This window comes from Mycobacterium sp. URHB0021 (genome assembly GCF_054057895.1).
Genome location: NZ_JBSRZT010000002.1, coordinates 6,366,434 through 6,392,435 on the forward strand (window position 1 = coordinate 6,366,434; position 26,002 = coordinate 6,392,435).

Here is a 26,002-nt window from a genome sequence, read left to right on the forward strand (position 1 = left end):
GGTGGCAGAAAGTGCCGACAAGGCAGGATAGGGGCCGTGAGTTCGGAACGCGAGGAGCAAGGACTGAACTGGCGGGCACCCTCGACGGTCGGCCCGGTGCACGCCACGGTCACCGTGCCGGGCTCGAAATCGCAGACCAACCGCGCCCTGGTACTGGCGGCACTGGCCACCGCGCACGGTACGTCGACCATCAGCGGCGCGCTGCGCAGCCGTGACACCGATCTGATGATCGGCGCGATCCGCGCCCTGGGCGTCACCGTGGAGCACATCAGGACAGACGACACCGAGCTGACCGTCAGCGGCACCATCGCCCCGGCGGCGGAGACCCGCATCGACTGCGGACTGGCCGGCACGGTGCTGCGGTTCGTCCCGCCGGTGGCCGCCCTGAGCACCGGGACCATCACCTTCGACGGCGACGAACAGGCCCGCGTGCGGCCCATCGCTCCGCTGCTGAACGCGCTGCGCGGGCTCGGCGTGAACATCGACGGCGACGGTCTGCCCTTCGCCGTCCGGGGTGCCGGATCGGTGACCGGCGGCACGGTGGAGATCGACGCGTCGGCCTCGTCGCAGTTCGTGTCCGGGCTGCTGCTGTCCGGTGCCGCCTTCACCGACGGACTGACGATCGTGCACACCGGTGACTCCGTGCCGTCGGCGCCACACGTCGCTATGACGGTGTCGATGCTGCGCGACGCGGGCGTCGAGATCGACAATGTTCAGGCCAACCGGTGGCGGGTGTCCCCAGGCTCGGTCGCGGCCCGGAAGTGGGTCATCGAGCCGGACCTGTCCAACGCCGTGCCGTTTCTCGCCGCGGCGGTTGCCAGCGGCGGGACGGTACGGGTCACGGGATGGCCGCTGGTCAGCACCCAGCCCGCGGATGCCATCATGGCGATCCTGGAAAAATTGGGTTCGGTTGTGCGCCATGCCAATTCTTATCTCGAAGTCCAGGGCGCCCAGATTTACGGCGGCTTCGAAGTGGACCTGCACGATGTCGGCGAGTTGACACCCGCCGTGGCCGCGCTCGCGGCTCTGGCGTCGCCGGGGTCCGTTTCACGGCTGAGCGGCGTGGCGCACCTGCGCGGCCACGAGACCGACCGGCTCGCGGCGCTGTCGACCGAGATCAACGGCCTCGGCGGCCGATGCGCCGAGACGCCCGACGGGTTGGTGATCACGGCGCAACCGCTCCACGGTGGCCTCTGGCGGTCCTACGCCGACCACCGGATGGCCACCGCGGGCGCCATCGTCGGGCTGCGCGTGCCCGGCGTCGAGGTGGAAGACATCGGTACCACCGCCAAGACGCTGCCGGACTTTCCGCGGATGTGGGAGGACATGCTCGCCGGCCAGTCCGGACCCGAGGGTGAACCAAGGTCTTGAGCCCTCGCGAGTACGACGAGTCCGATGTCCGGGTCCGCCCCGGCCGAGGCTCGCGGCCGCGAACCAAGACCCGACCCGAACACGCCGACGCCCGCGAGGCCATGGTGGTCACCGTCGATCGCGGACGGTGGGGCTGTGCGGTGGGCCGCCATCCCGACCAGCGCGTCACCGCGATGCGGGCGCGTGAATTGGGCCGCACGCCGATCGTGGTCGGCGACGACGTCGGCATCGTCGGAGACCTGTCCGGGAAAACGGACACCCTGGCCCGCATCGTCCGGCGCGGTGAGCGGCGAACCGTGTTGCGGCGCACCGCCGACGACACCGATCCCACCGAACGCGTCATCGTCGCCAACGCCGACCAACTCCTCGTCGTGGTTGCTCTGGCCGACCCGCCGCCCCGCACCGGCCTGGTGGAGCGCACGCTGATTGCCGCCTACGCCGGTGGGCTCGAGCCGATCCTGTGTCTGACCAAAACTGATCTCGCCCCTCCGGAACCGTTCGCCGAGCAGTTCGCCGACCTCGACCTCACGATCACCATCGCGGGCCGCGACGACCCACTCGACGTCGTCGCCCCGCTGCTGAGAGATAGGGTGACGGTGCTTCTCGGCCATTCCGGTGTCGGCAAGTCCACGCTCGTGAATCGTCTTGTACCAGAGGCCGATCGAGCCACCGGCGATGTATCGGGAGTGGGGAAAGGCCGACATACGTCGTCGCAGTCGGTGGCTTTGCCGCTGAGCCTGGGCGGATGGGTTATCGACACGCCCGGCATCCGATCGTTCGGGCTGGCCCATATCGCGCCTGACGACGTCCTGCTTGCCTTCTCCGATCTGGCCGAGACGATCACGGATTGCCCTCGTGGCTGCGGACATATGGGCCCGCCCGCCGACCCGGAGTGCGCTCTGGACACCTTGACCGGACCCGCCTCGGGTCGCGTCGCCGCCGCCCGCCGGCTACTGGCGGCGCTGCGGGAAGCCTGATCACCAAGCGCACACCACGCGAAACCGCTGGCAGTGCGAATTTTTGGCTACTCGGGCGACGAGCGCCGTCTGGTCGCTCGAAGCTGTCGACCGTAGGCAACCATCATCGAGTTCATCGTCGCTGCAGAAGACTTGGGCGCCGGAGCACCAATGTGGCGATGTCGAAGATCGTCGGCGAGTTCTTGCCATATCCGAGGACCTTGATCGTGTACGTAAGTAAAAAAGGGTCCGGTAATCGGACTGGCCGGCAGATGCTTGTTGCCCCAGGTGCCGATCGAGATCATCGTGGGCAGAAAATCGATGGCCGCCTCACTTAGGCTGTAGACAATTTTCTGCTTATGGCTGTCGTCTTCGGCCGCGCTCAGGAGGCCACCCTCGACGAGGTTTCGCAGCCGAGAAGCGAGGATGTTGGAGGCAATTTTCTCCTCGGAGTTCTGAAGGAGTACGCGAAAGTGGCGCCGATCGGCGAACATGATGTCGCGCAACACGATAATGCTCCACCGATCGCCCAGCAGTTCGACGGTCAGATTGATCGGACAGATTGAGCGACCAGTTGTAGCCACCGGATACCTTCATTCTCGGATGTCTCGACGTCACGGACACTGATTGCAGATTACAACCAGCAGTCGGGCTGGGACGCCTTGACCGGCACGTGTTGAGCTCAGCAGTCGCGTGCCGCACATCCCACATCGAATGTGTTGGGTTGGCGCCCAAGTGACTCCAGGATGCGCGATGAGCCTTTCGGGCCGCCGGACGGTCACGTCAACTTCAGTTGTGTCAGTGCGAGCATCAGATGCCCCGAAGAAGCCTTACGTCGTTGAAAGTATGTGCCATAACGATTCCCGGCCCGCGATCGATCATTTCAGGGATATGAAGAAAGCCGTCTAACAGCACGGTGCCAATCTGCTCCAATATCACAAGTGGTTGCGTTAACTAATCGGATTCGTAGGCTTGCGTGAGAACCGAACACCACCAATCAAAGGAGCTAACCCATGCCCCTCTGGCATCTCTACACTCCGGTCGGCGCGTACTCCGCCGAGGACAAGAAGGCCCTGTCAGCCGCGCTGATGGGCCCCTACGTCGACGCGGGCCTGCCGAAGTTCTATGTCAATGTGCTTTTCCACGAGATGCCCGAGGGCGACTTCTTCATCGGCGCCGAGCCGCGGAACAACTTCGTGCGTCTCGTGGGCGAACACATCGCCCGACATCTGCCGACCACCGAACTTCGCAGGGCGGCGATGAAGCGCGTCGAAGCGAAGATCGCTCCCTTTGTGAAGGATCGCGGATACGACTGGGAGATTCACGTCGACGAAACGCCGTTTGACTTGTGGCAGGTGCAGGGTTTGGTGCCGCCGCGGGCCAGTTCGGAAGCCGAGAAACTGTGGGCTCGAGAGAACCGGCCGGTCCCCTACGAGGCGGTCTGACCCTAGCTGCCGCCGGTACGTCGCGCGCGGTGTCGCCGACTTTCGTCGACACCACGCGACACGCGTGATCGACCAACACATTCAAGGGAGGGCCATTGCCCGAACCGATCGAGGGCGACATGGTTTTCGTCGACAGATCACCTTTGCACATCATCGATGTCAAACAGGAAGATATCAGCCCAGCAGCGATGCTCGGCCTTTCCACGCCCTCGGAGTGGCAAGACTGGCTGAGCACCTCGACTTGATCGAGAATCTGCAACCCGAAATGGTCACCGCCGGCCCCCGGCGGCCCCGACGGTGACGATTACGCGGCCGATTCCATGATCGCCCAATAACGTTCGTACATTCAGGACTTTGCTACCGCGTTGGGAGCCGCTGAGACCGTCGACGATCTGGTGTCTGCCATGGCCGCAAATTGTCCGTACCACGGCAACCTATGGACCCTGGAGTTCTCGGCGTCGAACGTCATCGGCCGTCGCCATGGAGCCAACCCGGTGACACGCGTCAGCTAGCCTGGCGGCGCTGCGGGAAGCCTGAGAGTCTCCTTCGGCACATTGCTCGTTAACTAGGCTAAGAGTTAAATCGACTAAGTGAGTGCTGAACGGACACCTGACGACACGTGGGACCTGGCGACAAGCGTCGGCGCGACCGCCACGTTGGTCGCCGCAGGCAGGGCGCGCGCCACCAGAGCCGGCCTGATCGATGACCGCTTCGCCGAGTCCCTGGTGCGGGCTGTCGGCGTCGACTTCTTCACTCGGTGGGCGACCGGCGAACTCGCCGCCGCCGACGTCGACGTTCCCGGTTCGTTCTGGGGGATGCAGCAGATGACCGACCTGCTCGCCGTGCGGACCCGGTACTTCGACGAATTCCTGACCGATGCGACCGCTACGGGCATCCGCCAGGTCGTCATCCTCGCCTCGGGTCTCGATGCGCGCGGATACCGGCTTGGCTGGCCGGCAGGCACGGTGGTGTTCGAAATCGATCAGCCGGAAGTCCTCGCGTTCAAAGCCACCTCGCTGGCGCAGCTGAACGCCTCGCCGACCGCCCAGGTGCAGACGGTTCCCATCGATCTTCGCCAGGACTGGCCCGCCGCCCTGCGCGAGGCCGGCTTCGACGCCGGGAAACCGACGGCGTGGACCGCTGAGGGGCTGCTGCCGTTTCTCCCGTCGGCTGCCCAGGACCGTCTGCTGGACAACATCACCGCGCTGAGCGCCGACGACAGCCGGCTGGCTTCGGAGGTGGCGGTGATGTCGAACTCCACAGATGGGAACCAGTTGTGGGATGCCATGGATGAAGTCACGAAGCGTTGGCAGGAACACGGATTCGACATCGAGCTCGGGCAGCTCGGCTATTCGGATGAGCGACACGACGTCGTCGAGTATCTCGATGGCCGGGGCTGGAGTTCGGTCCAGACCCGGTTGCAGGATCTGCTCGTTGCTGCCGGCCTGCCGAAGGTTCCCGAGGTCGACGGCGAAGCGGCCTTCGGTGACAACTATTACTGCACCTCAGTCAAGGCGCGGTGACGCGCGGAGGCCCTCCCCGGTTGGGAGGGGCCTCTTCGTTGTCGTTGGCTGATCAGCGGTGGTAGGCCGGCTGCACGTTCTGGACGCGCCACACACCGTGATGACCGTGCCAACCCGGCATCGCTTCCAGTGCCGGATGCGCCTTGACCTGCGGCGAGTACGAGTACCCCGACCGCTCGGTTGCGTCGCAGTAGCAGCGTTCGCCATCCCGGCCATCCCCAGCGCGGCACCACCGACGATGCCGGCCGATACGACGGACAACGCGAAGGTGCGGACGATGTTGATCGTCATGATTCTCAGATCTCCTGTGTCAGTTCGTTTTTCGTGTTGCGCCGGTACTCTCCGGCGATGACTCAAGACTGCCCCCCGGTCTGTCGGGCGATCAGCCCCTCCACCGGATGAATCACCTATCCCCCGATCAGGGGAAGGAATCGGCACCGCGCGGCGTTTGTCCGCCTTGGGTATCGGGCATGCTGATACGCGGCGGAAGGAGCAAGAGAGTGAGCAAAGTACCCTCGATCGAGTTGAACGACGGCACCGAGATCCCGCAGATGGGGTTCGGCGTCTTCCAGATCGATCCGGAGGAGACGGCCGACGCGGTCAAGACGGCGCTGGAGGCCGGTTACCGTCATATTGATACCGCCGAGATGTACCGAAACGAGGAAGGCGTCGGCCGTGGAATTCGGGACGCCGGCATCGACCGCGGTGATGTGTACATCACCAGCAAGTTGAACAACGGGTACCACAAACCTGATGACGCCAGGCGTGCCTTCGACGGGACGCTCGAAGCGCTCGGTTTCGACCACGTCGACCTGTTCCTGATCCACTGGCCGTTGCCGACGCTGTACGACGGCGACTTCGTCTCGACGTGGGAAGTTCTCGAGGAGTTCAAGAAAGACGGGCGTGCCCGCAGCATCGGGGTGTCGAACTTCCAGACCGCCCATCTGGAGCGCCTGGCCCGGGAAACGGACACCGTACCGGCCGTGAATCAGATCGAGGTGCACCCGTACTTCGGCAACGAAGAAGTTCGGTCCTACGGTCAGAAGCACGGCATCGCCACCGAAGCGTGGTCGCCGATTGCGCAGGGCGCGGTGCTCGACGACCCGATCGTCGAGCGTATCGCCAAGGCGGCCGAGAGGACTCCCGCGCAGGTGGTGCTGCGCTGGCACATCCAACGCGGTGACATCGTCTTCCCGAAATCCGTCACACCACAGCGGATCAAAGAGAACCTGGAACTCTTCGACTTCGAACTGGGCGCCGCCGATATGGACGCGCTGACGTCGCTGAACAAGGGCGAGGCGGGCCGGCGGGGCCCGGATCCCGACAAGTTCGACTACATCCCCGACTGAATTCGGCCGCAGACGACTGAGCCCCTCCCCGTTGCGGGAGGGGTTCGGTGTTTGATCAGCGGTGGTAGCCCGGCTGCACGTTCTGCACGTGCCAGACTCCGTGGTGACCGTGCCAGCCCGGCACTGACTCCGGGGCGGCGTGGGCGTCGCATTGGCCACGCCCGCCATCGCGAGGGCGGCGCCGCCGATGAGGCCGACCGACCCGACGGACAAGGTCAAGGTGCGGGCGATGTTCTTGCTCATTGGTCTCAGATCTCCTGTGTGAGTTGAATTTTCGTTTAACTCCGGCGGTCTCCGCGGATAACTCAGCCCTGCCCGTTGCGTGTCGGGTTGCATGTCCGCAGATCGGCGCGTTCCGGGAGGAACCGCCCCTCCCCGATCGGGGGACAGCCAGCGGATTGCGACCCATGTCACACGCGGTATTCGTTCAGCCCACCCCGCACTCGGGGTAGCCGACGAAACAGGTGCCTTGAGTGCCGACCAAAATCGTCAACGCACAAGGAGCGAATCCGTCATGACCACGACCACTACCGAAGCGACCCTCGTCACGCAGTTGCGGACCGTGCTTGATCTGACGCACACCGAGATCCAGATCGCCGAAACCCGGATGGCCCAAGCCCTCACCGAGGCCGTGCGGCGCGAGTTGACACAGAACGCCGAAAACGGCCGAATTCGCGCCCAGGCGATCGAGAAGGCGATCCGGGATCTGGGCGGCTTTCCCGACACCGTCGCCCCCTTCCTCGGCCGCGCGGCGGCCGCCGTCAAGGCGCTGACCGAGCAGGCGCAACCGTTCGACGAGGCACTGCTGGGTGACCTGGCGCTGGAGGACCAGCTTGTCGACCGGGCGCGCTACATCAAGGCGTTGGCCGTGGCGGCGAAGAACGCCGACGTGCAGGCCTTGGCCGAACGCCTGATCACCGCGCACACCGCGACGGTGAATTGGCTGACGACAGTGCTGGCCGAGGAGGCCCTCGGTGGTCCTGCCGCATTGCGGTGCACACCGCTGCAAGCCGCGGCCGGCACCGCCGTCAAGCTGGCCAACCTGCCAAGGAACTGGTCGTCACGCGCCGTCGAACGGTTCGCCGAAGCCGTACGGTCGGCGAGCCCGGCCTTCGACGATCTCGTACACCGCGCCCAGCATGCCGGCGACGTGGCGGTCAAGGCGGCTGCCGCATCGCGCGACGCGGCACTGCACAGCGCCGAGACAGTGGTTCGTGCCGAAGGTGCCGACGGCGCCGCCGACGCCCTGCACGCCGCACGGACGACAGGCGGTGTGCTCGACGCCGAAGAACTCCCGATCGTCGACTTCGATGAGTTGACCGTTGCGGACGCGGTGGCCGCGGTCAAAGACCTGACGGACCCGGCCGACATCCGCGCGATCATCGCCTACGAAGAGGCGCACAAGAATCGACAGCGTGTCGTCTCGGCCGCCCAGACGCGGGTGGCGGAGATCGCCCAGGAGGTTGTCGGCGTCAACTGATTCGCCCAGATGGCCTAAGTGAGCGAAACCGTCGAGACCCTCCCCGGTTGGGGAGGGTCTCGTCGTTGTCGGGTCTGATCAGCGGCGGTAGACCGCTGTCAGGGGAACGGCGTGCGCGCGGTACGAAAAAGCCCTCCCCGGGCGGGGAGGGCTTTTCGCTTCCGAAGCTTCCGAGACTGCCTGAGCTAAGCGGCGAGATCCTGGCGCTTCTCGGCACGCTTGGTGCGCCGCCAGCCGCGAACAGTGGCGATCGCGGTCTTGAGCCCGCGCCGCCGTCCGGTGACGGGATCGGTCATAGCGAAGCCGGGCCCCAGTTCGTCGAACATCCGCTCGCTGCGGGTCTCCGGTGCGTCATCACGAGTGTCGCGCAGGTACTTGTCTGGCAGCGACAGCTTGGCGATGGTCCGCCACGTCTTGCCGTACTGCACCAGGAACGAGCCCGTCGTGTACGGCAGGTCGTACTTGTCGCAGATCTCCCTGACCCGGATGGAGATCTCGTGCAGCCGGTTGCTCGGCAGATCCGGGTAGAGGTGGTGCTCGATCTGATGGCAGAGATTGCCGCTCATGAACCGCAACAGCGGACCGTTCTCGAAGTTGGCGCTGCCCAGCATCTGGCGCAGATACCACTGCCCCTTGGACTCGCCCACCATGTCGGTCTTGGTGAACTTCTCCGCACCGTCGGGGAAGTGACCACAGAAGATCACCGCGTTGGCCCATACGTTGCGGATCACATTGGCGACCGCGTTGGCCCGCAGCGTCGACTTGTACGTCGCGCCGGGCGACAGGGACGTCAGAACGGGCCAGACGATGTAGTCCTTGGCCACCTGGTGACCGGCCTTGACGCCGAACTCGCGCACGCGCACCAGCGTGGCGGCACGGTCGTCACGATTCTTGAAGATCTTGCCGAGTTCCAGGTGCTGAAGCCCGACACCCCACTCGAAGCCGATCGCCAGAAGCGTGTTGAAGAGGAGGTTGCCGTACAGATTGAACGGCTTCCACTTCGCGTCCCGGGTGACTCGAATGACGCCGTAGCCCACGTCGTCGTCCATGCCGAGAATGTTGGTGTACTTGTGATGCATGAAGTTGTGGGTGAAGCGCCAGTGCTTGGACGACCCACTCATGTCCCACTCCCACGTCGAGGAGTGAATCTCGGGATCGTTCATCCAATCCCATTGGCCGTGCATGACGTTGTGGCCGATCTCCATGTTCTCGATGATCTTGGAGATGCCCAGAGTCACCGTGCCTGCCCACCACGCCGACCGCCGCGAGCCCGCGGCCAACATCACCCGGCCGGCCACCTCGAGCGCCCGCTGGGCTGCAATGGTCCGGCGGATATAGCGCGAGTCGCGCGCCCCGCGGGAGTCCTCGATGTCCTGGCGGATCGCGTCCAGCTCGACAGCCAGGCTCTCGATGTCGGCATCGGTCAGATGCGCGAATTCCGGTACGTCGGTAATTGCCATTGTTCTGCCTCCCTTCGGCTTCCTACTCTACCGTAACCTACGGTTCCGTAGGTTACCTGCCAGTAAACCTCAAACGTCGAGTGTGCAGTCTCCCGATGCCGCGGAGATGCACGTCTGAATCCGGGTACCCGGTTCGTGTTCGACGCCGCTGCGCAGGTCGCGCACATGCCCGTCGAGGAGACCGACCACACAGGACTGGCAGATGCCCATCCGGCATCCGAACGGCATCTGGACCCCGACCTGTTCGCCGGCATCCATCAACGACGTTGCGGCGTCCACGGTCAACGTCTTGCCACTGCGCGCGAACTCAACGGTGCCGCCCTGACCGTGCGTGGCGGCCTTGGTCGCGGCAAACCGCTCCAGGTGAAGCCGGTCGGCGATCCCGGCGGCCGTCCAGTACTTCTCCGCGCCGTTGAGCATGCCCTCGGGACCACACGCCCACGCCTGCCGCTCCCGCCAGTCGGGCACCTCCTCGTCCAGCCGCGCGAAGTCCAACCGGCCCTCGGTGCGCGTCGTGCGCAGTCGCAGGCGGTACCCGCCGTGCCTGCGCCCGAGTTCGGCGAGCTCGGCAGCGAACAGCACATCGGATTCCGTTGGGGCGGAATGCAGATGGACAACATCGGTGACCTGCTCGCGGCGTGCCAGGGTGCGGAGCATGGAAATCACCGGTGTGATACCCGAGCCGGCGGTGAGGAACAGCACCGAGGCCGGCGCAGGATCGGGCATCACGAAGTTGCCCTGTGGGGCGGCCAGCCTCACGATCGTGCCGGGCGCCACCCCGCTGACCAGATGGGACGACAAGAAGCCCTCGGGCATGGCCTTGACCGTGATGGTGATGGTTCGACGGTCCCGAATGCCTGATTTCGCCGGCTCGGCGGCCCCGGTGACCGGGCTCGACGTCAGCGAATACGAGCGCCACCGCCAGCGACCCTCGACGAGCACCCCGATGCCGATGTACTGACCCGGCTGATAGTCGAAGGAAAATCCCCAGCCCGGCTTGATGACCAAGGTCGCGGAGTCGACGGTTTCGCGGCGGATCTCGACCACGCGCCCGCGCAGTTCGCGTGCCGACCACAGCGGGTTGGCGAGCTTGAGGTAATCGTCGGGCAGTAGCGGCGTGGTGATCCGCCCGGCGATCGTGCGCACGGCGTTCCACCCCGGATGCTTCTTGGCGCCGGCGATTGTCGGCCGCACGGTATCGGCGACCTTGGCCGAGACCTTGATGGTGTTCTTGGCCACGACTGCTCCTGCTCACTCAGTGCATTGATGCGGTGTTCCGACCCGCAGGATTACAACCTACGGTACCGTAACCTACGGTCCCGTATCCAGTCCTCAGAGCAATTGGAGCAGAAACGGGAGTTCCTGCGGCGCGTACCAGGCCAGGTCGTGGTCCTGGGCGTCGCCGACGACGAATTCGGCGTCCTCGTCACCCAGGTCGGCGGCGTCGACGGCCTCGATCGCGGGCGCCACGGCGGACTCCGCATCGGCGTTGTCCACGTATGCCGCGACCACATCATCGAACGAGATCGGCCCGGCCAGCCGCACCACCGCGTCGTCGAGGTCGGACCGCAGGGTGAGATCCTCGACATCGGCGACCACCACCGCGCGCCGGGGCGGCAACTCGGACGGCCCCTCCGCGGCCAGCAGCCGCAGCGATGCCAGCGCCGCGTCGCGCAGCGCCACCTCCGCCAACTCATCCTCGTCGCCCGCGGCGTAGGCCTCCCGCAATGCCGGCGTCACCGCGAACGCCGTTCCGCTGAGGGCGTGCAGCGATCGGTCCTCGACCAACCTCTGCAGCATGGCCAGCGTGGCGGGTACATAGACGTGCATCAGCCGAGGTTAACCGCTGGAACAACTAGTCCGCGGCCGGATCCTTTTCCACCGAGACGGCGGGATCCTTCTCGACCGAGATGATGAAGTCGTCGCCGTGTTCGGTGACGCCGTGGATCACCGCGCTGTCCACCGCTTCTGCGCCGTAACGCTTGCGTACCACCAACGGATCATGGCGAAGGTCCTTCACCAGCGCGACGGCCATCCCGATCATGACGAGCACGAACGGCAGCGCGGCGATGATGGTGATGGTCTGCAGGCCGTTCAGGGCGTCTTCACCGCCGACCAGAAGCATCACCGCGGCGACCGCTCCCATGGCGATACCCCAGAAGATCACCGTGCCGCGACTCGGTTTGATGGTGCCGCGTTCGGACAGCGCGCCCATCACGATCGATGCGGCGTCCGCTCCGGAGACGAAGAAGATGGCCACCAGCACCATCACGAGGATGCTGGCGATCGTCGCGATCGGGTACTGGTCGAGCAGACTGAACAGCTGCGCCTCGATGCTGCCCTCACCGGCGAGGTCGACACCGCCCTGCTGGACGCTGATCGCCGCCCCCCCGAAGACCCCGAACCACACCAGCGACACCAGGCTCGGAACCAGCAGAACGCCTGCGACGAACTGCCGGATGGTGCGCCCCCGCGAGATCCGGGCGATGAACATGCCGACGAACGGCGTCCAGGACACCCACCAGGCCCAGTAGAAGATGGTCCACGACTGCAGCCAGGTGTCGACATCGGAACCTTCGGCACCCGTGCGTGCCGACATCATCGGCAGGTCGGCCAGATAGCTGCCGATCGAGGTGGGCAACACGTTGAGAATGAAAATTGTTGGGCCGACCACAAATACGAACATCGCCAGGGTGATGGCCAGCACCATGTTGATGTTGGACAGCCACTGGATGCCGCGCGCGATCCCCGACACCGCGGACAGCACGAAGGCGATGGTGAGGATCGTGATGATGACGATCAGCACGGTATTACCGGTGCCGCCGATTCCGGTGACGATCTGAAGGCCGCTGCGAATCTGCAGGGCACCCAGACCGAGCGAAGCCGCCGAGCCGAACAACGTCGCGAAGATCGCCAACATGTCGATGACCTTGCCTGCCGGGCCGTTCGCGCGAGAGCCGAGCAGCGGCTCGAACGCCGCGCTGATGAGCTGCACGCGGCCCTTGCGGTAAACGCCGTAGCTGATGGCCAGTCCGACCACTGCGTAGATCGCCCACGGGTGCAGTGTCCAGTGGAACAGCGTGGTGGCCATGGCGGTCTGGACTGCCTCCGGATTGCCCTCGGGGCCGGTTCCCGGTGGCGGCGTGGCAAAATGGGTGAGCGGCTCGGCGACCCCGAAGAACATCAACCCGATGCCCATGCCGGCGCTGAACATCATCGCCACCCACGAGACGCCGTTGAACTCGGGTTCCTCGTCATCGCGGCCCAGCGGGATGTTGCCGTATCGGCCGAGCGCCAGCCACAGCACGAACAGCACGAACGCCGACGCCGTCAGCACGAACAGCCAGCCGGTGTTGTCCATCACCCAGGCCAGTGCGCCGCTCGACGCACCGGCCAGCGACTCGGTGCTGACGAAGCCCCACCCCAGGAAACCGATGGCGATCACGGCGGTGACACCGAAGACCACCCAGTCCATTCCGGTGGACCGGGTGTAGGCCGCTTCCCGCACCGGCACGTCCAGCACCGGGTGCGGGACAACACCTTCGGAGGGAGATTTCAGCGCTGCTTTCCCGGCTTTGGCGGCCCGGGCTCTTCTGTCGACTTTGGCGGATTCAGCCCCGGCCTTTTCAGACTCATCGGCTTTCTCGTTGATTGTCATGGTTCGACCATCCGATATCCGCCGTCGTGACACAGTCAATCCAGATAACGAAAACACGCACAGTTTTACGGCGGATTTACAGCGCGGCGTCGAGTAGCTCGTCGAGCGATTCCCGCAACAGCGCAGGGAAGACACCGACATCGCTCATGGCATCCCGGTCGGCGTTGATGCCGAAGTACACCATTCCGTTGTAGGACGTGACGCCGATCGCGAGCACCTGGTTGTTCAGCAGCGGTGGTACGGCGTAGGTCTCGAGCAGTTTCGTGCCCGCCACGTACATTTGACTCTGCGCGCCAGGCACATTCGTGATCAGCAAATTGAACAGCCGGGCCGAGAAACTCGTCGCGACACGAATTCCCATGGCATGCAATGTTGGTGGCGCAAAGCCCGACAATGTCACGATGGTCCGCGCGTCGACCAGGCTGGCCGCGGTCGGATGCGCCTCGGTGGCGTGTGCGATCTGCGACAGCCGGACCACCGCGTTGCCCTCCCCCACCGGCAGATCCACCATGAACGGCGACACCTCGCTGATCGCCTGCCCGGGCCCGCTCTGGTCGAGGTGTGCGTCGGGATAGACCGACATCGGGGCCATCGCGCGCACGGCCGTGGTCGGCCCCACCGGTTCCCCGCGCGACAGCAGCCAGTTGCGCAGCGCTCCCGCGATCACCGAGAGCACGACGTCGTTGACGTCGCAGTCATAGCGGGCCCGCACCAGGCGATAGTCCTCGAGTCGGGCGCTGGCCACGGTGAACCGGCGGTTGCGTGACACCGTCGTGTTGAGCGGGCTGCTGGGCGCGGTCCCGCGGGCGACGGTCCGGACGAAGTCGACGGTCCGGCGTCCCACCTGGATCAGCTGGCTCGCGCTCGTCGCCACCTCGGTGACCGCCGAACGAACGGCCACGATCTGCTCGGCCGGGCGGGTGACCCATTCGCCGAGTGCGCCGAGAACGAGCCTGCGGTCGCTGGGCTCACGGCCGGGAATCCAGATGTCCTCCCCGAACTCGGGTGGCTTCTGGGTGCGGTCGGCGATCACATGGCCGATCTCCACCGCCGTCATACCGTTCACCAGCGCCTGATGGGACTTCGTGTAGATCGCGATGCGGTTCTTGGCCAGCCCCTCGATCAGGTACATCTCCCACAGCGGCCGCGATTTGTCCAGCGGCCGCGCACCCAGGCGGGCGATGAGTTCGTGCAGTTGCGCGTCGCTGCCCGGCGAAGGCAGCGCCGAGCGGCGGACATGGTAGGTGATGTCGAAATCGCGGTCGTCGATCCACACCGGTCGCGCCAGGCCCAGCGCCACTTCACGCACCTTCTGGCGGTAGCGCGGGATTTGCGGGAGTCGTTGTTCAACGGTGGCCAGCAGGGCGTCGTAACTCAGCCCGGCCCGGGGCTTGCGCAGAATCGACAGCGAACCGACATACATCGGTGTCGACGTGTCCTCCAGGTGATAGAACGCCGCATCCGACGCCGACAACCGGGTCACCATTGCGGCCCCGCCCTCCCCCTTGGCTCGATTCGCTCGTCGCTTTCAGTTGAGCCACCGTCAATTTAGCGGCCGCTTCCGCCCACTCGCATCACGGGTGCAACGGGGGCCATGCCACCCGTGCGATCATGAAGCTGTCTGCGACTCTCCGGCAGATGCCGGTTCCCCCCGCGCCAATCGCTGGAGAGCACGATGACCCGATCCCGCACCCCGTCCCCGCCCGCCCCGGTGACCTCGCCGATCATCGACTACGAGCCACCACCGGTCAGCGACGCCCCCCGGCGCGCGGCACTGGCCGGCTGCCCGCCGCCGTCGCCCGCCGCACTGCACCGCCGCACACCGCGACCGCTCCGGCCGGTTGCGGCGGATCCGGCACGCGAGCCGCAGCCACCCCGGGCCGCCGTCGCGTTCGCCGACGCGGCACTGCGCCGCGTGCTGGAGGTCATCGACCGGCGCAGGCCCGTCGCGCAGCTACGGCCACTGCTTGCCCCCGTGCTCATCGATTCCGTGGTGGCCCTGGCACGGCGCCCGCACACCGCGGCCGCCACGTTGCGCCGGGTACGGCTGAGACTGGTCGACGATTCCAACGTCACCGCCGGCGAGGTGTTCGCGACGTACACCAGGGCGCAGCGCGTCCATGCCATCGCCGCACGCGTCGAGCGGCACGGGGATGGCTGGCGGATTGTCGCCCTGCAGATCGGCTGAGGCGGCCGGCTGTGACTGTGGAAGCCTGCCTAGCCGCGCCGGGTCTTGGTCGCCTTGCTCGCTCGACGCGCGGCCTCGCGCCGCTCGCGACGCGTCCCACCACCCGACGACGACGGTGCGGCGTGTTTGGGACCACCGCCCGACCGCTGCACCTGGGCCGAGCCGTCCTCGGACGGCCCGCTGTAGGTCAGCGGCGGTGCGTCGTCGGTGATTCCCTTGGCCCGCAGGGCCGCCGGAGCGGGTTCGTCCCGTTCCTTGGTGGCCACCGTGCCGGCGCCATGGCCAGAACCATTGCCTGTTCCGTTGCCTTGATCGTTCTGACCGCCCTGCGCCGCGGCGGCCGCGAACTCGGCCAGGCCGGAAGGTGCGGCGATCGGTGCGACCTGGGCCGCCGGTGACGCGGGCACCGCCTCGACGGTCACGTTGAACAGGAAGCCGACGGATTCTTCCTTCACGCTGTCTAGCATGCCGACGAACATGTCGTAGCCCTCGCGCTGATACTCGACCACCGGGTCGCGCTGCGCATGCGCGCGGAGTTGGATGCCCTCGCGCAGGTAGTCCATCTCGTACAGGTGTTCACGCCATTTGCGGTCGATGACGCTGAGCAGCACGTTGCGTTCCAGTTGCCGCATCGCACCCTCGCCGGCGAGTTGCTCGAGCTCCTTCTCGCGTTCGGCGTAGGCACGCTCGGCGTCGGCGGTCAACGCCTCGAGCAGTTCCTCGCGCGTCAGCTCACCGGCCTCGCCGACCGCCTCGGAGTCGAACAGGTCGCGGTGGTTGATGCCGATCGGATACAGCGATTTCAACGCCGTCCACAGGGACTCGAGATCCCAATCCTCGGCGTAACCCTCGGAGGTGGCGCCGTCGACGTAGGCGGTGATGACATCGATCAGCATCTGATGGGCCTGCTCGTCGAGGTTCTCGCCCTCGAGGATGCGGCGACGCTCGGCGTAGATCACCTTGCGCTGCTGGTTCATCACCTCGTCGTACTTCAGCACGTGCTTGCGGATCTCGAAGTTCTGCTGTTCGACCTGGGTCTGCGCGCTCTTGATGGCGCGGGTGACCATCTTGGCCTCGATCGGCACGTCGTCGGGCAGGTTCAGCCGGGTCAGCAGCGACTCCAAGGTGGCGCCGTTGAACCGTCGCATCAGCTCGTCGGCGAGCGACAGGTAGAACCGCGACTCCCCGGGATCGCCCTGACGGCCGGAGCGGCCGCGCAGCTGGTTGTCGATACGACGCGACTCGTGGCGCTCGGTACCGAGCACATAGAGGCCGCCCGCCTGGATCACCTCCTCGGCCTCCTCGGCCGCGTCGGCCTTCACCTGAGGCAGCACCTGGTGCCAGGCCGCTTCGTACTCGTCGGGGGTTTCGACCGGGTCCAGACCCTGGTCGCGCAGCCGCTTGTCGGCCAGGAAGTCGACGTTGCCGCCGAGCACGATGTCGGTACCGCGGCCGGCCATGTTGGTGGCCACGGTGATGGCGCCGCGCCTGCCGGCCTCGGCGATGATGCCCGCCTCCTGCTCGTGGTACTTCGCGTTCAGCACGTTGTGCGGAACGCGGCGCTTCTGGAACTGCCGCGACAGGTACTCCGACCGCTCGACGCTGGTCGTCCCGATCAGGACCGGCTGGCCCTTCTCGTAGCGTTCGGTGACGTCGTCGACGACCGCGATGTACTTGGCCTCTTCGGTCTTGTAGATCAGATCGGCCTGGTCGGCGCGTTGCATCGGCTTGTTGGTGGGGATCGTCACGACGCCGAGCTTGTAGATCTCGTGCAGCTCGGCGGCCTCGGTCTGGGCCGTGCCGGTCATCCCCGCGAGCTTGTCGTAGAGCCGGAAGTAGTTCTGCAGGGTGATCGTCGCGACCGTCTGGTTCTCGGCCTTGATCTCGACGTGTTCCTTGGCCTCGATGGCCTGATGCAGGCCCTCGTTGTAGCGGCGGCCGATCAGCACGCGGCCGGTGAAGTCGTCGACGATGAGCACCTCACCGTCGCGGACGATGTAGTCCTTGTCGCGGGCGAACAGCTCCTTGGCCTTCAGCGCGTTGTTGAGGTAGCTGACCAAAGGTGAGTTCGCCGCCTCATAGAGGTTGTCGATGCCCAGCTGGTCCTCGACCAGCTCGACACCCAGCTCGTGTACGCCGATGGTGCGCTTCTTGATGTCCACCTCGTAGTGGACGTCCTTCTCCATCATCGGCGCCAGCCGGGCGAACTCGGTGTACCAGTTGGACGCTCCGTCGGCGGGACCGGAGATGATCAGCGGGGTGCGGGCCTCGTCGATGAGAATCGAGTCGACCTCGTCGACGATCGCGAAGCTGTGGCCGCGCTGCACGCAGTCTTCGATGCGGTGGGCCATGTTGTCGCGCAAGTAGTCGAAGCCGAACTCGTTGTTGGTGCCGTAGGTGATGTCGGAGGCGTAGGCGACCCGGCGCTCCTCGGGGGTCATCTGCGACAGGATCACCCCGACGTCGAGGCCGAGGAATCGGTGCACCCGGCCCATCCACTCCGCGTCGCGTTTGGCCAGGTAGTCGTTGACCGTGACGACATGCACCCCCTTACCGCCGAGCGCGTTGAGGTAGGCCGGCAAGACACAGGTCAGGGTCTTGCCCTCACCGGTCTTCATCTCGGCGACGTTGCCGAAGTGCAGCGCCGCGCCGCCCATCACCTGGACATCGAAGTGGCGCTGGTCGAGCACCCGCCAGGCCGCCTCGCGAGCGACCGCGAACGCCTCGGGGAGCAGGTCGTCAAGGTCGGCCCCATCGGCGATGCGCTTCCTGAACTCGTCGGTCTTGGCCCGCAGTTCGGCGTCGGAGAGTTTCTCGACGTCGTCGGACAGGGTGTTGACGTAGTCGGCCACCCCCTTGAGGCGCTTGACCATGCGGCCTTCACCGAGACGAAGCAAATTCGACAGCACGCTATTCCCCTGTGGGTTGATGGTTCTCGTCAGGCATCCGACGAGGTCCATGGTAAGTGACTCGTCGAAATACCTGGTCGACGCTGTCGGAGCGCCTCAGGCCAGGTGGCGATCAGCCCGCTTGGTTCAGGCCAGGCGGATCAAACCGTAATCGTAGGCGTGACGGCGATACACGACGCAGGGCTTATCGCTCTCTTTGTCGTGGAAGAGGAAGAAGTCGTGGCCGACGAGTTCCATCTCGTAGAGGGCGTCGTCGACCGTCATCGGCTTGGCCTCGTGCTCCTTCGTGCGCACGATCCGCCCCGGTTCGTGGTCGTCGACCTCCATCCCGTCCACCTGCGGCGGCGCGTCGTCCACGGGCGCCGTGTCGGGCACCGGAGCGGCGGCGGTGGCCTCGGCGAGCGACACGGGGGTCTTGTCTCCGTAGTGGATCTTGCGACGATCCTTACTGCGACGCAGGCGGTTCTCGAGTTTGCAAACCGCCGACTCCAGGGCGGCATAAAAGCTGTCCGCACAGGCCTCACCACGGACAACGGGTCCACGCCCGCGCGCGGTGATCTCTACGTGCTGACAGTTCTTGCGTTGGCGGCGGTTGCGCTCGTGATCGAGTTCGACGTCGAAGAGGTAGATGGTGCGATCGAAACGTTCCAGCCGAGACAGCTTCTCCGAGACGTAGATGCGAAAGTGTTCCGGCACCTCCACGTTGCGGCCTTTCACGACCACCTCGGCATTCGGCGCGGCTTCGGGCGTTTCGTCCTCGATAACCATGGTGCGGTCAGAGTCCACGGAATGGGTTGACATGCTTGGCAACTCGTTTCTCTTTCGCGTCCGCACGCTTCAGCGTGCCCGGGTCGTCAGGGATACGCGCCGACGGGGCATGCGGGGTTGCGCCGCTCGCCGGTGCAAGGTGTCGACTACTCACCTCCTACCGCTGGAGTCGGCGATCGTGGCGCGTCATCGAGACGGCGCCGCCGTGAAGCATTCACGGGTTGTTAGGGCCGACGGTAGTCCGTGTTCACCCGGTCGTGCCACCAAAATTCAAGACCTGTTTCCAGTTCTTCGGATTGGATTTATTCCGCAGAAATTGCCGGGCGCGTCACGGCGACGGGTCAGGCGTGCGCGACAGCCATCACAGCGAGCACCCGGGCGCCGGCCGTTTGCAGGACGCGGGTGGATTCACATGCCGTCGCCCCCGTGGTGACGATGTCGTCGACGAGCAGGACATCGCCGACGACGGGCTTGATCACCCGGACCCGACCCGCGATGTTGCGCTGACGGTCGACGCTGGACAGGCCGACCGAGTCGCGGGCGAAGGCGCGCATCCGCAGCGCCTGGACCACGGCGATCTCACCCTGGGAAGCCGCGGCGGCGGTTGCTATCCGGGTGACCGGGTCACCGCCCCGGCGCCGAGCCGTCCAGCGGCGCGTCGGCGCCGGAACGACGGTGAGCGGGGTGTCGACGACACCCCAGGCCAGCAGGCGCTCGAGCCCGGTGCGCAGCGCAACGGCGAGCGGATTGACGAGGTCGGCGCGACCGCGCTCCTTGACCGCCACGATCGCTTCGCGGCGGGCGCCGGCATAGCGGCCCAGGGACAAGACGGGCACACCCGGATCCAACCGCGGCGCGATCACCTGCGGCGCATCGGCCCTCACGATCAGTTCGCGGGCGCAGGCTTCACACCAACGCGTCGACGACGCGCCGCAGCCACCGCACCCCAGCGGCAGGACCAGATCGAGCACATGAGCAGAGTCACACCGGCGACCGACACGTCGGTGGAGCCGCAGGGTGCCACAGGTGATGTCGGAACCTGCGCGGGCGTAGTTTCGACGACATGGCCGCGTCGGACGCGAACGATGATCGGGAGTCCTTCATCGTGGAGTGCCTCGTCGCCGCGTTCTCCGGCCTGATGGAGGCGAACCCCGGCGCGTTTCGGACCAAGTTCCGCAAGATGGCCGCCGATCCGTTCGCGTTCTACCGCGGCAGTGCCTGTGTCTTCTATGCCGATGTCGCCGACCGCGAGGACCGTTGGGCCGACGAGCGGACCTCCCGCGTGTGGATCCAGGGCGACCTGCACGCCGAGAACTTCGGGACCTACATGGACGGCTCGGGGAAACTCATCTTCGACGTCAACGACTTCGACGAGGCGTTTGTCGGGCACTTCACCTGGGACCTGCAGCGCTTCGCCGCGAGCATCGCGCTGATCTGCTGGCAGAAGGCGATCTCGGACGAGGAGATCACGACGCTCATCGAGACATTCGTCCGCGCCTACGTGCGACAGGTGCGCTGGTTCGTCGAGGTCGACGACGACTCGACGTTCTCGCTCAACCTGGACACCGCTCGGGGGGCCGTGCTGACGGCGCTGCAGTCGGCGCGGCTGTCGACCCGCCAACAGATGCTCGACCGGATCACCACGGTGGACGATTGGAACCGGTGCTTTCGGGAGGTGGCCGGGGTGCGCCGCCTCGACGACGGGGAACGCGACAAGGTGCTCGACGCCTTCCGGCGCTACCTCGAAACCATCCCCGAGACCAAGCGGTTCCGCGGGATCACCTACGACGTCAAGGATGTGATCGGCAAATCCGGAATGGGCATCGGGAGCGCGGGACTGCCCGCGTACACCGTCCTGATCGAGGGGTTCAACCAGGCGCTGGACAACGACGTGGTGCTGTCGATGAAGCAGGGCAATGTCGCCGCGCCCAGTCGCATCGTCGACGACCCCGACGTGCACGGGTACTTCAAGCACCACGGGCACCGCACGGCCGTGTCGCAGCGCGCACTGCAGGCACATGCCGACCCACTTCTGGGCTACACCGACATCGACGGCGTGGGCTATGTGGTCAGCGAGATCTCGCCGTACGACGCCGATCTGGATTGGAGCGAGCTGACCGAGCCGGACGAGATCACCGAAGTGATCGAGCAACTCGGACAGGCGGTGGCCAAGGTGCACTGCGTCAGCGACACCGACAGCGATCAATCGCTTGTCGACTTTCAGACCGAAGATGCGATCGTTGCGGCGATCGGAGACGATGAGGACGAGTTCGTCTCCGACATGGTGTCTTTCGGCCTGAAGTACGCCGCCGACGTGCGCGACGACCATCGACACTTCGTCGAGGCGTTTCGGGAAGGGAGGATCCCCAATGTCACATCCACGTGAAGACCCGCCACCCATGCGCACCGTCACGGTGAACGGCGGCCCGGTGGACGTCCGCACCGAGGACGACACCGCCCTGCTCTACGTGTTGCGCAACCACTTGGGCCTCAAGGGAACCCGCTTCGGCTGCGGGATCGGCGTGTGCGGCGCCTGCCTTGTGTTGGTCGACGGCCAGCCCGTGTACTCATGCGACACCCCGGTGTGGTCGGTGACCGGCAAGACGGTGACCACCGTCGAGGGTCTCGGCACCGACGACGGGCAGCACCCGGTGGCGCGCGCGATCGTGGAGGAACAGGCCGCGCAATGCGGCTACTGCATGTCGGGGATCGTGGTCAGTGCGGCAAGCCTGCTCGCGACGAACCCCGACCCGTCCGAATCGGATGTTCGCACCGCACTGGACGGCAACCTGTGCCGCTGCGGCGCGCACAACCGGGTGGTGCGGGCCGTGTTGAAGGCCGCCGCCGAGATGCGCACGGCCGCCTCGTGACCGTCGGAGCTCTGCCGCCGTCGCTGGCGGCCAATCCCCGCCTCGGCGACTGGCTGCGGATCGTCGGCGACGGCACCGTCGAAATCCGTTCCGGCAAGGTGGAGTTGGGCCAGGGCGTGCTCACGGCGCTCGGACAGATCGCCGCCGAGGAGCTGGATGTCGATGTGGTCCGCATCCGGATGACGGCGGCGGCAACGCATCTTAGCCCCGATGAGGGCTACACCGCCGGCAGCATGTCCGTCCAGCATTCCGGTGCCGCACTTCGGCAGGTGTGCGCCGAGGTCCGGGACCTGTACATCGCGATCGCGGCCGACAAGTTCGCCGTGCCGAAGGAAGACCTCACGATCGAGGACGGGCGGATCAGCTGCGCCGACGGCGCGACCACCAGCTACTGGGAATTGGCGGACGACACCCTGCTGGACAGGCCCGCCAGTGGTGACGCGGCACCAAAAGCCGTATCGGCCTACCACGTCGTCGGCACCAACGTCGCACGGTTCGACCTGCCCGACAAGCTCGCCGGCCGGCCCCGTTACGTCCATGACCTGGCGATGGACGGCATGGCATACGGCCGCGTGGTGCGACCGCCGTCGCGCGGTGCGACGTTGCGCGACGTCGACACCGCACCGGCGCTCGCGCTGCCGGGGGTGATCACCGTGGTGCACGACGGCGAATTCCTGGCCGTCGTTGCTCACCGGGAGGAGGTCGCGTTGCGCGCGGCCGATCGGCTACGCCGCGATGCCGACTGGGAGGAGCATCCGACGCTGCCCGATGAGGACGGGCTGCCCGCCTTCCTCACGTCGGCGCCGACGGACACCACCGTCATCGCGGACGTCGGTTCGCCGCCACACGGCGGTGTCGTCCGGTCGCACACGGCGTCCTACCACCGCCCGTACCTCGCGCACGGGTCGATCGGACCATCCTGCGCGGTTGCGGTCGCGCGCGGTGACCGTCTCGAGATCTGGACACACAGCCAAGGCGTGCACGTGCTGCGCCGCGAGATTGCGCGATCTCTGGGAATGACGCCGGACCAACTCATGGTCCGTCACGTCGAAGGCCCGGGATGCTACGGCCACAACGGCGCCGACGACGCCGCGATGGACGCCGCGGTTCTGGCCATCGCCGTGCCGGAACGACCTGTGCAGGTGGTGTGGTCGCGGCCCGACGAGTTGAGCTGGTCTCCCCTCGGCCCTGCCGGCGTGGCGCGGATCTCGGCCGACTGCGGGGCGAACGGCGACGTGTTGTCGTGGCGGCACGAGATCTGGAGCGGCAGCTTCATCAGCCGTCCCGGCATGACGCCGACCACAGCCTTCCTCGCCACCAGCCACCGCGCCGGCGGTGAGGAGATCCGGTCGGCCGGTGAACCACCCCAGGAGCGTGGCGGCGGCGCCAGCCGAAATGCGGTGCCGGGATATGACTTTCCGTCCGTTCAGGTGGTCAATCACCTGTTGACGACGATGCCACTGCGGACATCTGCGCTGCGCTCCCTCGGCGCGTTCTTGAACGTCTTCGCCGCCGAGTCGTTCATGGATGAGCTCGCGGAACAGGCCGGCCGCGATCCCGTCGAGTTCCGGCTGGCGCACCTGTCCGACCCGCGGGCCAGGGCTGTGGTGGAAAATGTTGCCCGGCAGTCGGATTGGACGGCCTGGACACGGCCGTCGGACGCGGTCGGCCGCGGGATCGGGTATGCGCGGTACAAGAACTCCAGCGCTTACTGCGCGGTCGTCGCCGAGGTCGAGGCGGTCGCGGAAATCCGTGTCCGCAGTCTGTCAGTCGCCGTCGACGCCGGACTGGTCGTCAATCCCGACGGTGCGGCGAACCAGGTCGAAGGAGGAGCGATCCAGGCCACCAGTTGGGCGCTGAAGGAACGGGTGAGGTTCAACCGGTTCACCGTGACCAGCGACACCTGGGAGACCTATCCGATACTGCGTTTCTCCGAAGTCCCCGCGGTCGATGTCGAGTTCCTACCCGGTGCCGAAAACGCATCACTCGGCGTCGGGGAATGCGCTCAGGGGCCGACGGCCGCCGCGATCGCGAACGCGGTGTCCGACGCGCTCGGGATCCGGGTACGCGCCCTGCCCCTGACTCCGGACCAGATCGTCGCCGCAATGTCGGATTGACCCCCGTCACGCCAAGACGATCTCGTCTCCCTGCACCGTCACGTTCTTCGGCTCCAGCGGCTTCGTCGCAGGACCGTGTGCCACGCTGCCGTCGAGGTTGAACTTGCTGCCATGGCACGGGCAGTCGATGGTTCCGTCCGCCACCTTGTCAACGGTGCAGCCCTTGTGGGTGCAGGTCGACGAGAAACCTTTGAACACTCCGGCGGACGGTTGCGTCAACACCACTTCGCCCAGGATGACGCCGGAGCCCACGGGCACCTGGGACGTCTTCGCGATGCTCTTCGCCGGCGCGGCACCCGCGGAGGATCCAGGGGTCTGCGCCGCGGACGTGCTCGCCTCGCCGGTCGCGTCGGACTTCTTGCCGTAGGACGAGCAGGCGGCGAGCAGCGTGGCGGCGAGTCCGAGTCCGGCGCCGATGATCATCTTCTGTCGTGGGAAACGGAACTCTTGGATGTTCACTTGGACCTCTCTTCGTTGGGCTGCTGGATCAGAACGTGATACCGCTGGTCTGGAAGAACCACAATGCCGACGTCAACCAAACGTAGACCAACGTGAAGAACACCAATCCACCGGCGACCGGAATGACCCAGGCGCGAAGGCCTTTGCGCGTGAGGAGCACCATCTTTGTCGCGAATGCCCCGTAGAAGAAGCACCCGAAAAGGGAGTGGAACAGCACGCGGGTGTTGTAGGACTCGAATCCGAGCGCATACAGGCAGTGCACCGCCACGGGAACGCTGACCAGCACCGCGAGCCGCCCCGACCAGACATGCGCGGTGCCGATCCACGACGGCGCCTTCCCGCCCGGGATCAGCCTGTACATCGCGAATGCGGACACCAACTGGAATACCGCCAGCGCAATCGCCACCGTCGCCAACCACGACTTCACCGCCAGGCCACTGGAGAATCCGGCGATGCTGACCGAAAAATACTGTGGATCATGGACTTTGCCGAACACGCCGAGAGCGACGGCGATGGCCGCGCCGAAGGCGACCGCGATCAGTACTGCGACATCGCCGCGCGCCGACCGCACAGGTACGGCCACAGTGGGAGCATCGGCGTCAGACATCGCTGTCCCCCTGCACCCGAATCGCCTTGATGGAGATGCCGTCGACGACCGCGATGCCGTCGCTGGTCAGCCGAGGGGCGGGCGCCGTCGATCCGTCGGCCGCGCGCTGCACACCGGTCACGCCCCCGCTCGGGTCGACGATCCAGCTGTTGCGAACGCCTGCGTTCTGGTACACGTACAGACCGGCAGGTGGCTGCGTCATGGGCGCGGTGAAGTCCCACTTCTTCTCGCCGATCCACAGTGTGCCGTCGATGGCGGTCCCCGCCAGGTGGCCCTCGAGTCGGCTCGACTTGTCCTTGCTGGTCAGGCTGACCGCACCGGCGCGGGCGCTGCCCCACAGCCACGACTCGACCCTGTTGCCGTCGCAGGCATAGCCGACCGCCTTATCGCCCTGAACGGTGATCTCGACCGTGATGTGGCCGGTGGCAGTCGGGATCTTGCCGACGTAGTCGGCTTTGGCCGGAAACTGTGGCGGCGGTGGAGTGGTCGGTGGGGGCGGCGGCGCGGCGACGGTGAGCGTTGTGACAGCCGACTGCGCCACGGCGGGCGCACTGTCATCCTGCTTGGAGATATTCACCAGCAAGATGCCGACCCCGAGCACTGCGACTGCACCCAGAGTTACCAGCGGACCACGAATTTTCATCATCAACTCCTGGCTGTGAGCAAACACCGTAGGCGGTGTTTCATCCCCACAACGGGCAACGCGAAGTCCTGGTTCAACGCAGGCGGCGACCCTACGTCTCGAGATCATCGCTTACCGGAAGCTGGGACCTGTCCGCACCGGACGATTCGAATGACATATCTCATATCGCGCATCGCATCGGTGGTCAGAACCGGCTTCG

At 66.0% G+C, this 26,002-nt stretch carries 23 protein-coding genes; 11 read left to right on the forward strand and 12 right to left on the reverse strand.

From position 1 onward, the window contains the following. Positions 1–63: 63 nt before the first annotated feature. Both aroA and rsgA read left to right on the forward strand, forming a co-directional pair. Positions 64–1,371, forward strand: a complete 1,308-nt coding sequence (gene aroA / locus ACVWWN_RS33470) for a 3-phosphoshikimate 1-carboxyvinyltransferase (protein ID WP_457149373.1) — start codon at positions 64–66, stop codon at positions 1,369–1,371. Continuing rightward, on the forward strand, positions 1,368–2,348 hold the full coding sequence (gene rsgA / locus ACVWWN_RS33475) for a ribosome small subunit-dependent GTPase A (protein WP_457147677.1): 981 nt from the start codon (positions 1,368–1,370) through the stop codon (positions 2,346–2,348). Before aroA ends, rsgA begins: the two co-directional genes overlap by 4 nt. Before the next feature lie 47 nt (positions 2,349–2,395). Here the strand turns inward: rsgA and ACVWWN_RS33480 are convergent, their stop codons facing one another. Beyond that, positions 2,396–2,911 (reverse strand): winged helix-turn-helix transcriptional regulator, encoded by a 516-nt coding sequence (locus ACVWWN_RS33480; RefSeq protein WP_457147678.1) that lies wholly within the window; start codon positions 2,909–2,911, stop codon positions 2,396–2,398. A gap of 429 nt (positions 2,912–3,340) precedes the next feature. Between ACVWWN_RS33480 and ACVWWN_RS33485 the strand changes: the two genes are divergently transcribed. The 5 genes from ACVWWN_RS33485 (at position 3,341) to ACVWWN_RS33505 (ending at position 8,124) form a co-directional block, all read left to right on the forward strand. Beyond that, entirely contained in the window at positions 3,341–3,772 is a 432-nt protein-coding gene (locus tag ACVWWN_RS33485) for a tautomerase family protein (RefSeq protein ID WP_457147679.1), read from the forward strand. Between the two features lie 95 nt (positions 3,773–3,867). Further along, positions 3,868–4,017 (forward strand): hypothetical protein, encoded by a 150-nt coding sequence (locus tag ACVWWN_RS33490; protein WP_457147680.1) that lies wholly within the window; start codon positions 3,868–3,870, stop codon positions 4,015–4,017. A gap of 345 nt (positions 4,018–4,362) precedes the next feature. After that, positions 4,363–5,295 (forward strand): class I SAM-dependent methyltransferase, encoded by a 933-nt coding sequence (locus ACVWWN_RS33495; protein ID WP_457147681.1) that lies wholly within the window; start codon positions 4,363–4,365, stop codon positions 5,293–5,295. A gap of 500 nt (positions 5,296–5,795) precedes the next feature. Beyond that, a complete protein-coding gene (locus ACVWWN_RS33500; RefSeq protein ID WP_457147682.1) occupies positions 5,796–6,644 on the forward strand; it encodes an aldo/keto reductase in 849 nt (282 codons plus the stop codon). A gap of 514 nt (positions 6,645–7,158) precedes the next feature. After that, entirely contained in the window at positions 7,159–8,124 is a 966-nt protein-coding gene (locus ACVWWN_RS33505) for a ferritin-like domain-containing protein (protein WP_457147683.1), read from the forward strand. Positions 8,125–8,309: 185 nt separating this feature from the next. Here the strand turns inward: ACVWWN_RS33505 and ACVWWN_RS33510 are convergent, their stop codons facing one another. The 5 genes from ACVWWN_RS33510 to ACVWWN_RS33530 all read right to left on the reverse strand — a co-directional run bounded on the left by ACVWWN_RS33510 (position 8,310) and on the right by ACVWWN_RS33530 (position 14,728). Beyond that, a complete protein-coding gene (locus tag ACVWWN_RS33510; RefSeq protein ID WP_457147684.1) occupies positions 8,310–9,584 on the reverse strand; it encodes a fatty acid desaturase family protein in 1,275 nt (424 codons plus the stop codon). A 69-nt stretch (positions 9,585–9,653) separates the two neighbouring features. Next, entirely contained in the window at positions 9,654–10,823 is a 1,170-nt protein-coding gene (locus ACVWWN_RS33515; RefSeq protein ID WP_457147685.1) for a ferredoxin reductase, read from the reverse strand. A gap of 93 nt (positions 10,824–10,916) precedes the next feature. Then, positions 10,917–11,417, reverse strand: a complete 501-nt coding sequence (locus ACVWWN_RS33520; protein WP_457149374.1) for a DUF6912 family protein — start codon at positions 11,415–11,417, stop codon at positions 10,917–10,919. A gap of 22 nt (positions 11,418–11,439) precedes the next feature. After that, positions 11,440–13,242: a BCCT family transporter gene (locus ACVWWN_RS33525; protein WP_457147686.1), complete on the reverse strand. Its 1,803-nt coding sequence runs from the start codon at positions 13,240–13,242 to the stop codon at positions 11,440–11,442. Positions 13,243–13,318: 76 nt separating this feature from the next. Continuing rightward, positions 13,319–14,728: a WS/DGAT/MGAT family O-acyltransferase gene (locus ACVWWN_RS33530; RefSeq protein WP_457147687.1), complete on the reverse strand. Its 1,410-nt coding sequence runs from the start codon at positions 14,726–14,728 to the stop codon at positions 13,319–13,321. Positions 14,729–14,917: 189 nt separating this feature from the next. Between ACVWWN_RS33530 and ACVWWN_RS33535 the strand changes: the two genes are divergently transcribed. Next, on the forward strand, positions 14,918–15,430 hold the full coding sequence (locus ACVWWN_RS33535; protein ID WP_457147688.1) for an Rv3235 family protein: 513 nt from the start codon (positions 14,918–14,920) through the stop codon (positions 15,428–15,430). A 29-nt stretch (positions 15,431–15,459) separates the two neighbouring features. Here the strand turns inward: ACVWWN_RS33535 and secA are convergent, their stop codons facing one another. The 3 genes from secA to ACVWWN_RS33550 form a co-directional block, all read right to left on the reverse strand. Then, positions 15,460–18,339 carry a preprotein translocase subunit SecA gene (gene secA, locus ACVWWN_RS33540; RefSeq protein ID WP_457147689.1) on the reverse strand — a complete coding sequence of 960 codons (2,880 nt, stop codon included), beginning with the start codon at positions 18,337–18,339 and terminating at the stop codon, positions 15,460–15,462. Between the two features lie 126 nt (positions 18,340–18,465). After that, on the reverse strand, positions 18,466–19,107 hold the full coding sequence (gene hpf / locus ACVWWN_RS33545) for a ribosome hibernation-promoting factor, HPF/YfiA family (RefSeq protein WP_457147690.1): 642 nt from the start codon (positions 19,105–19,107) through the stop codon (positions 18,466–18,468). Positions 19,108–19,448: 341 nt separating this feature from the next. Further along, positions 19,449–20,078, reverse strand: a complete 630-nt coding sequence (locus ACVWWN_RS33550) for a ComF family protein (protein WP_457147691.1) — start codon at positions 20,076–20,078, stop codon at positions 19,449–19,451. Between the two features lie 92 nt (positions 20,079–20,170). Here ACVWWN_RS33550 and ACVWWN_RS33555 point away from each other — a divergent pair, with 92 nt between their 5' ends. The 3 genes from ACVWWN_RS33555 to ACVWWN_RS33565 are packed head-to-tail and all read left to right on the forward strand — an operon-like array spanning position 20,171 to position 24,094. Beyond that, a complete protein-coding gene (locus ACVWWN_RS33555; RefSeq protein ID WP_457147692.1) occupies positions 20,171–21,493 on the forward strand; it encodes a DUF2252 domain-containing protein in 1,323 nt (440 codons plus the stop codon). Beyond that, complete coding sequence (locus ACVWWN_RS33560; RefSeq protein ID WP_457147693.1) at positions 21,477–21,977, forward strand: (2Fe-2S)-binding protein; 501 nt, start codon at positions 21,477–21,479, stop codon at positions 21,975–21,977. The genes ACVWWN_RS33555 and ACVWWN_RS33560 overlap by 17 nt, the downstream gene beginning before the upstream one ends. Beyond that, positions 21,974–24,094 carry a molybdopterin cofactor-binding domain-containing protein gene (locus ACVWWN_RS33565; RefSeq protein WP_457147694.1) on the forward strand — a complete coding sequence of 707 codons (2,121 nt, stop codon included), beginning with the start codon at positions 21,974–21,976 and terminating at the stop codon, positions 24,092–24,094. Before ACVWWN_RS33560 ends, ACVWWN_RS33565 begins: the two co-directional genes overlap by 4 nt. Before the next feature lie 6 nt (positions 24,095–24,100). Here the strand turns inward: ACVWWN_RS33565 and ACVWWN_RS33570 are convergent, their stop codons facing one another. From ACVWWN_RS33570 to ACVWWN_RS33580, 3 genes are all read right to left on the reverse strand, one after another. Beyond that, positions 24,101–24,517, reverse strand: a complete 417-nt coding sequence (locus tag ACVWWN_RS33570; RefSeq protein WP_457149375.1) for a QcrA and Rieske domain-containing protein — start codon at positions 24,515–24,517, stop codon at positions 24,101–24,103. Positions 24,518–24,581: 64 nt separating this feature from the next. Then, complete coding sequence (locus ACVWWN_RS33575) at positions 24,582–25,160, reverse strand: DUF6529 family protein (protein ID WP_457147695.1); 579 nt, start codon at positions 25,158–25,160, stop codon at positions 24,582–24,584. Continuing rightward, on the reverse strand, positions 25,153–25,803 hold the full coding sequence (locus ACVWWN_RS33580; RefSeq protein ID WP_457147696.1) for a hypothetical protein: 651 nt from the start codon (positions 25,801–25,803) through the stop codon (positions 25,153–25,155). The genes ACVWWN_RS33575 and ACVWWN_RS33580 overlap by 8 nt, the downstream gene beginning before the upstream one ends. Positions 25,804–26,002 lie beyond the last annotated feature (199 nt).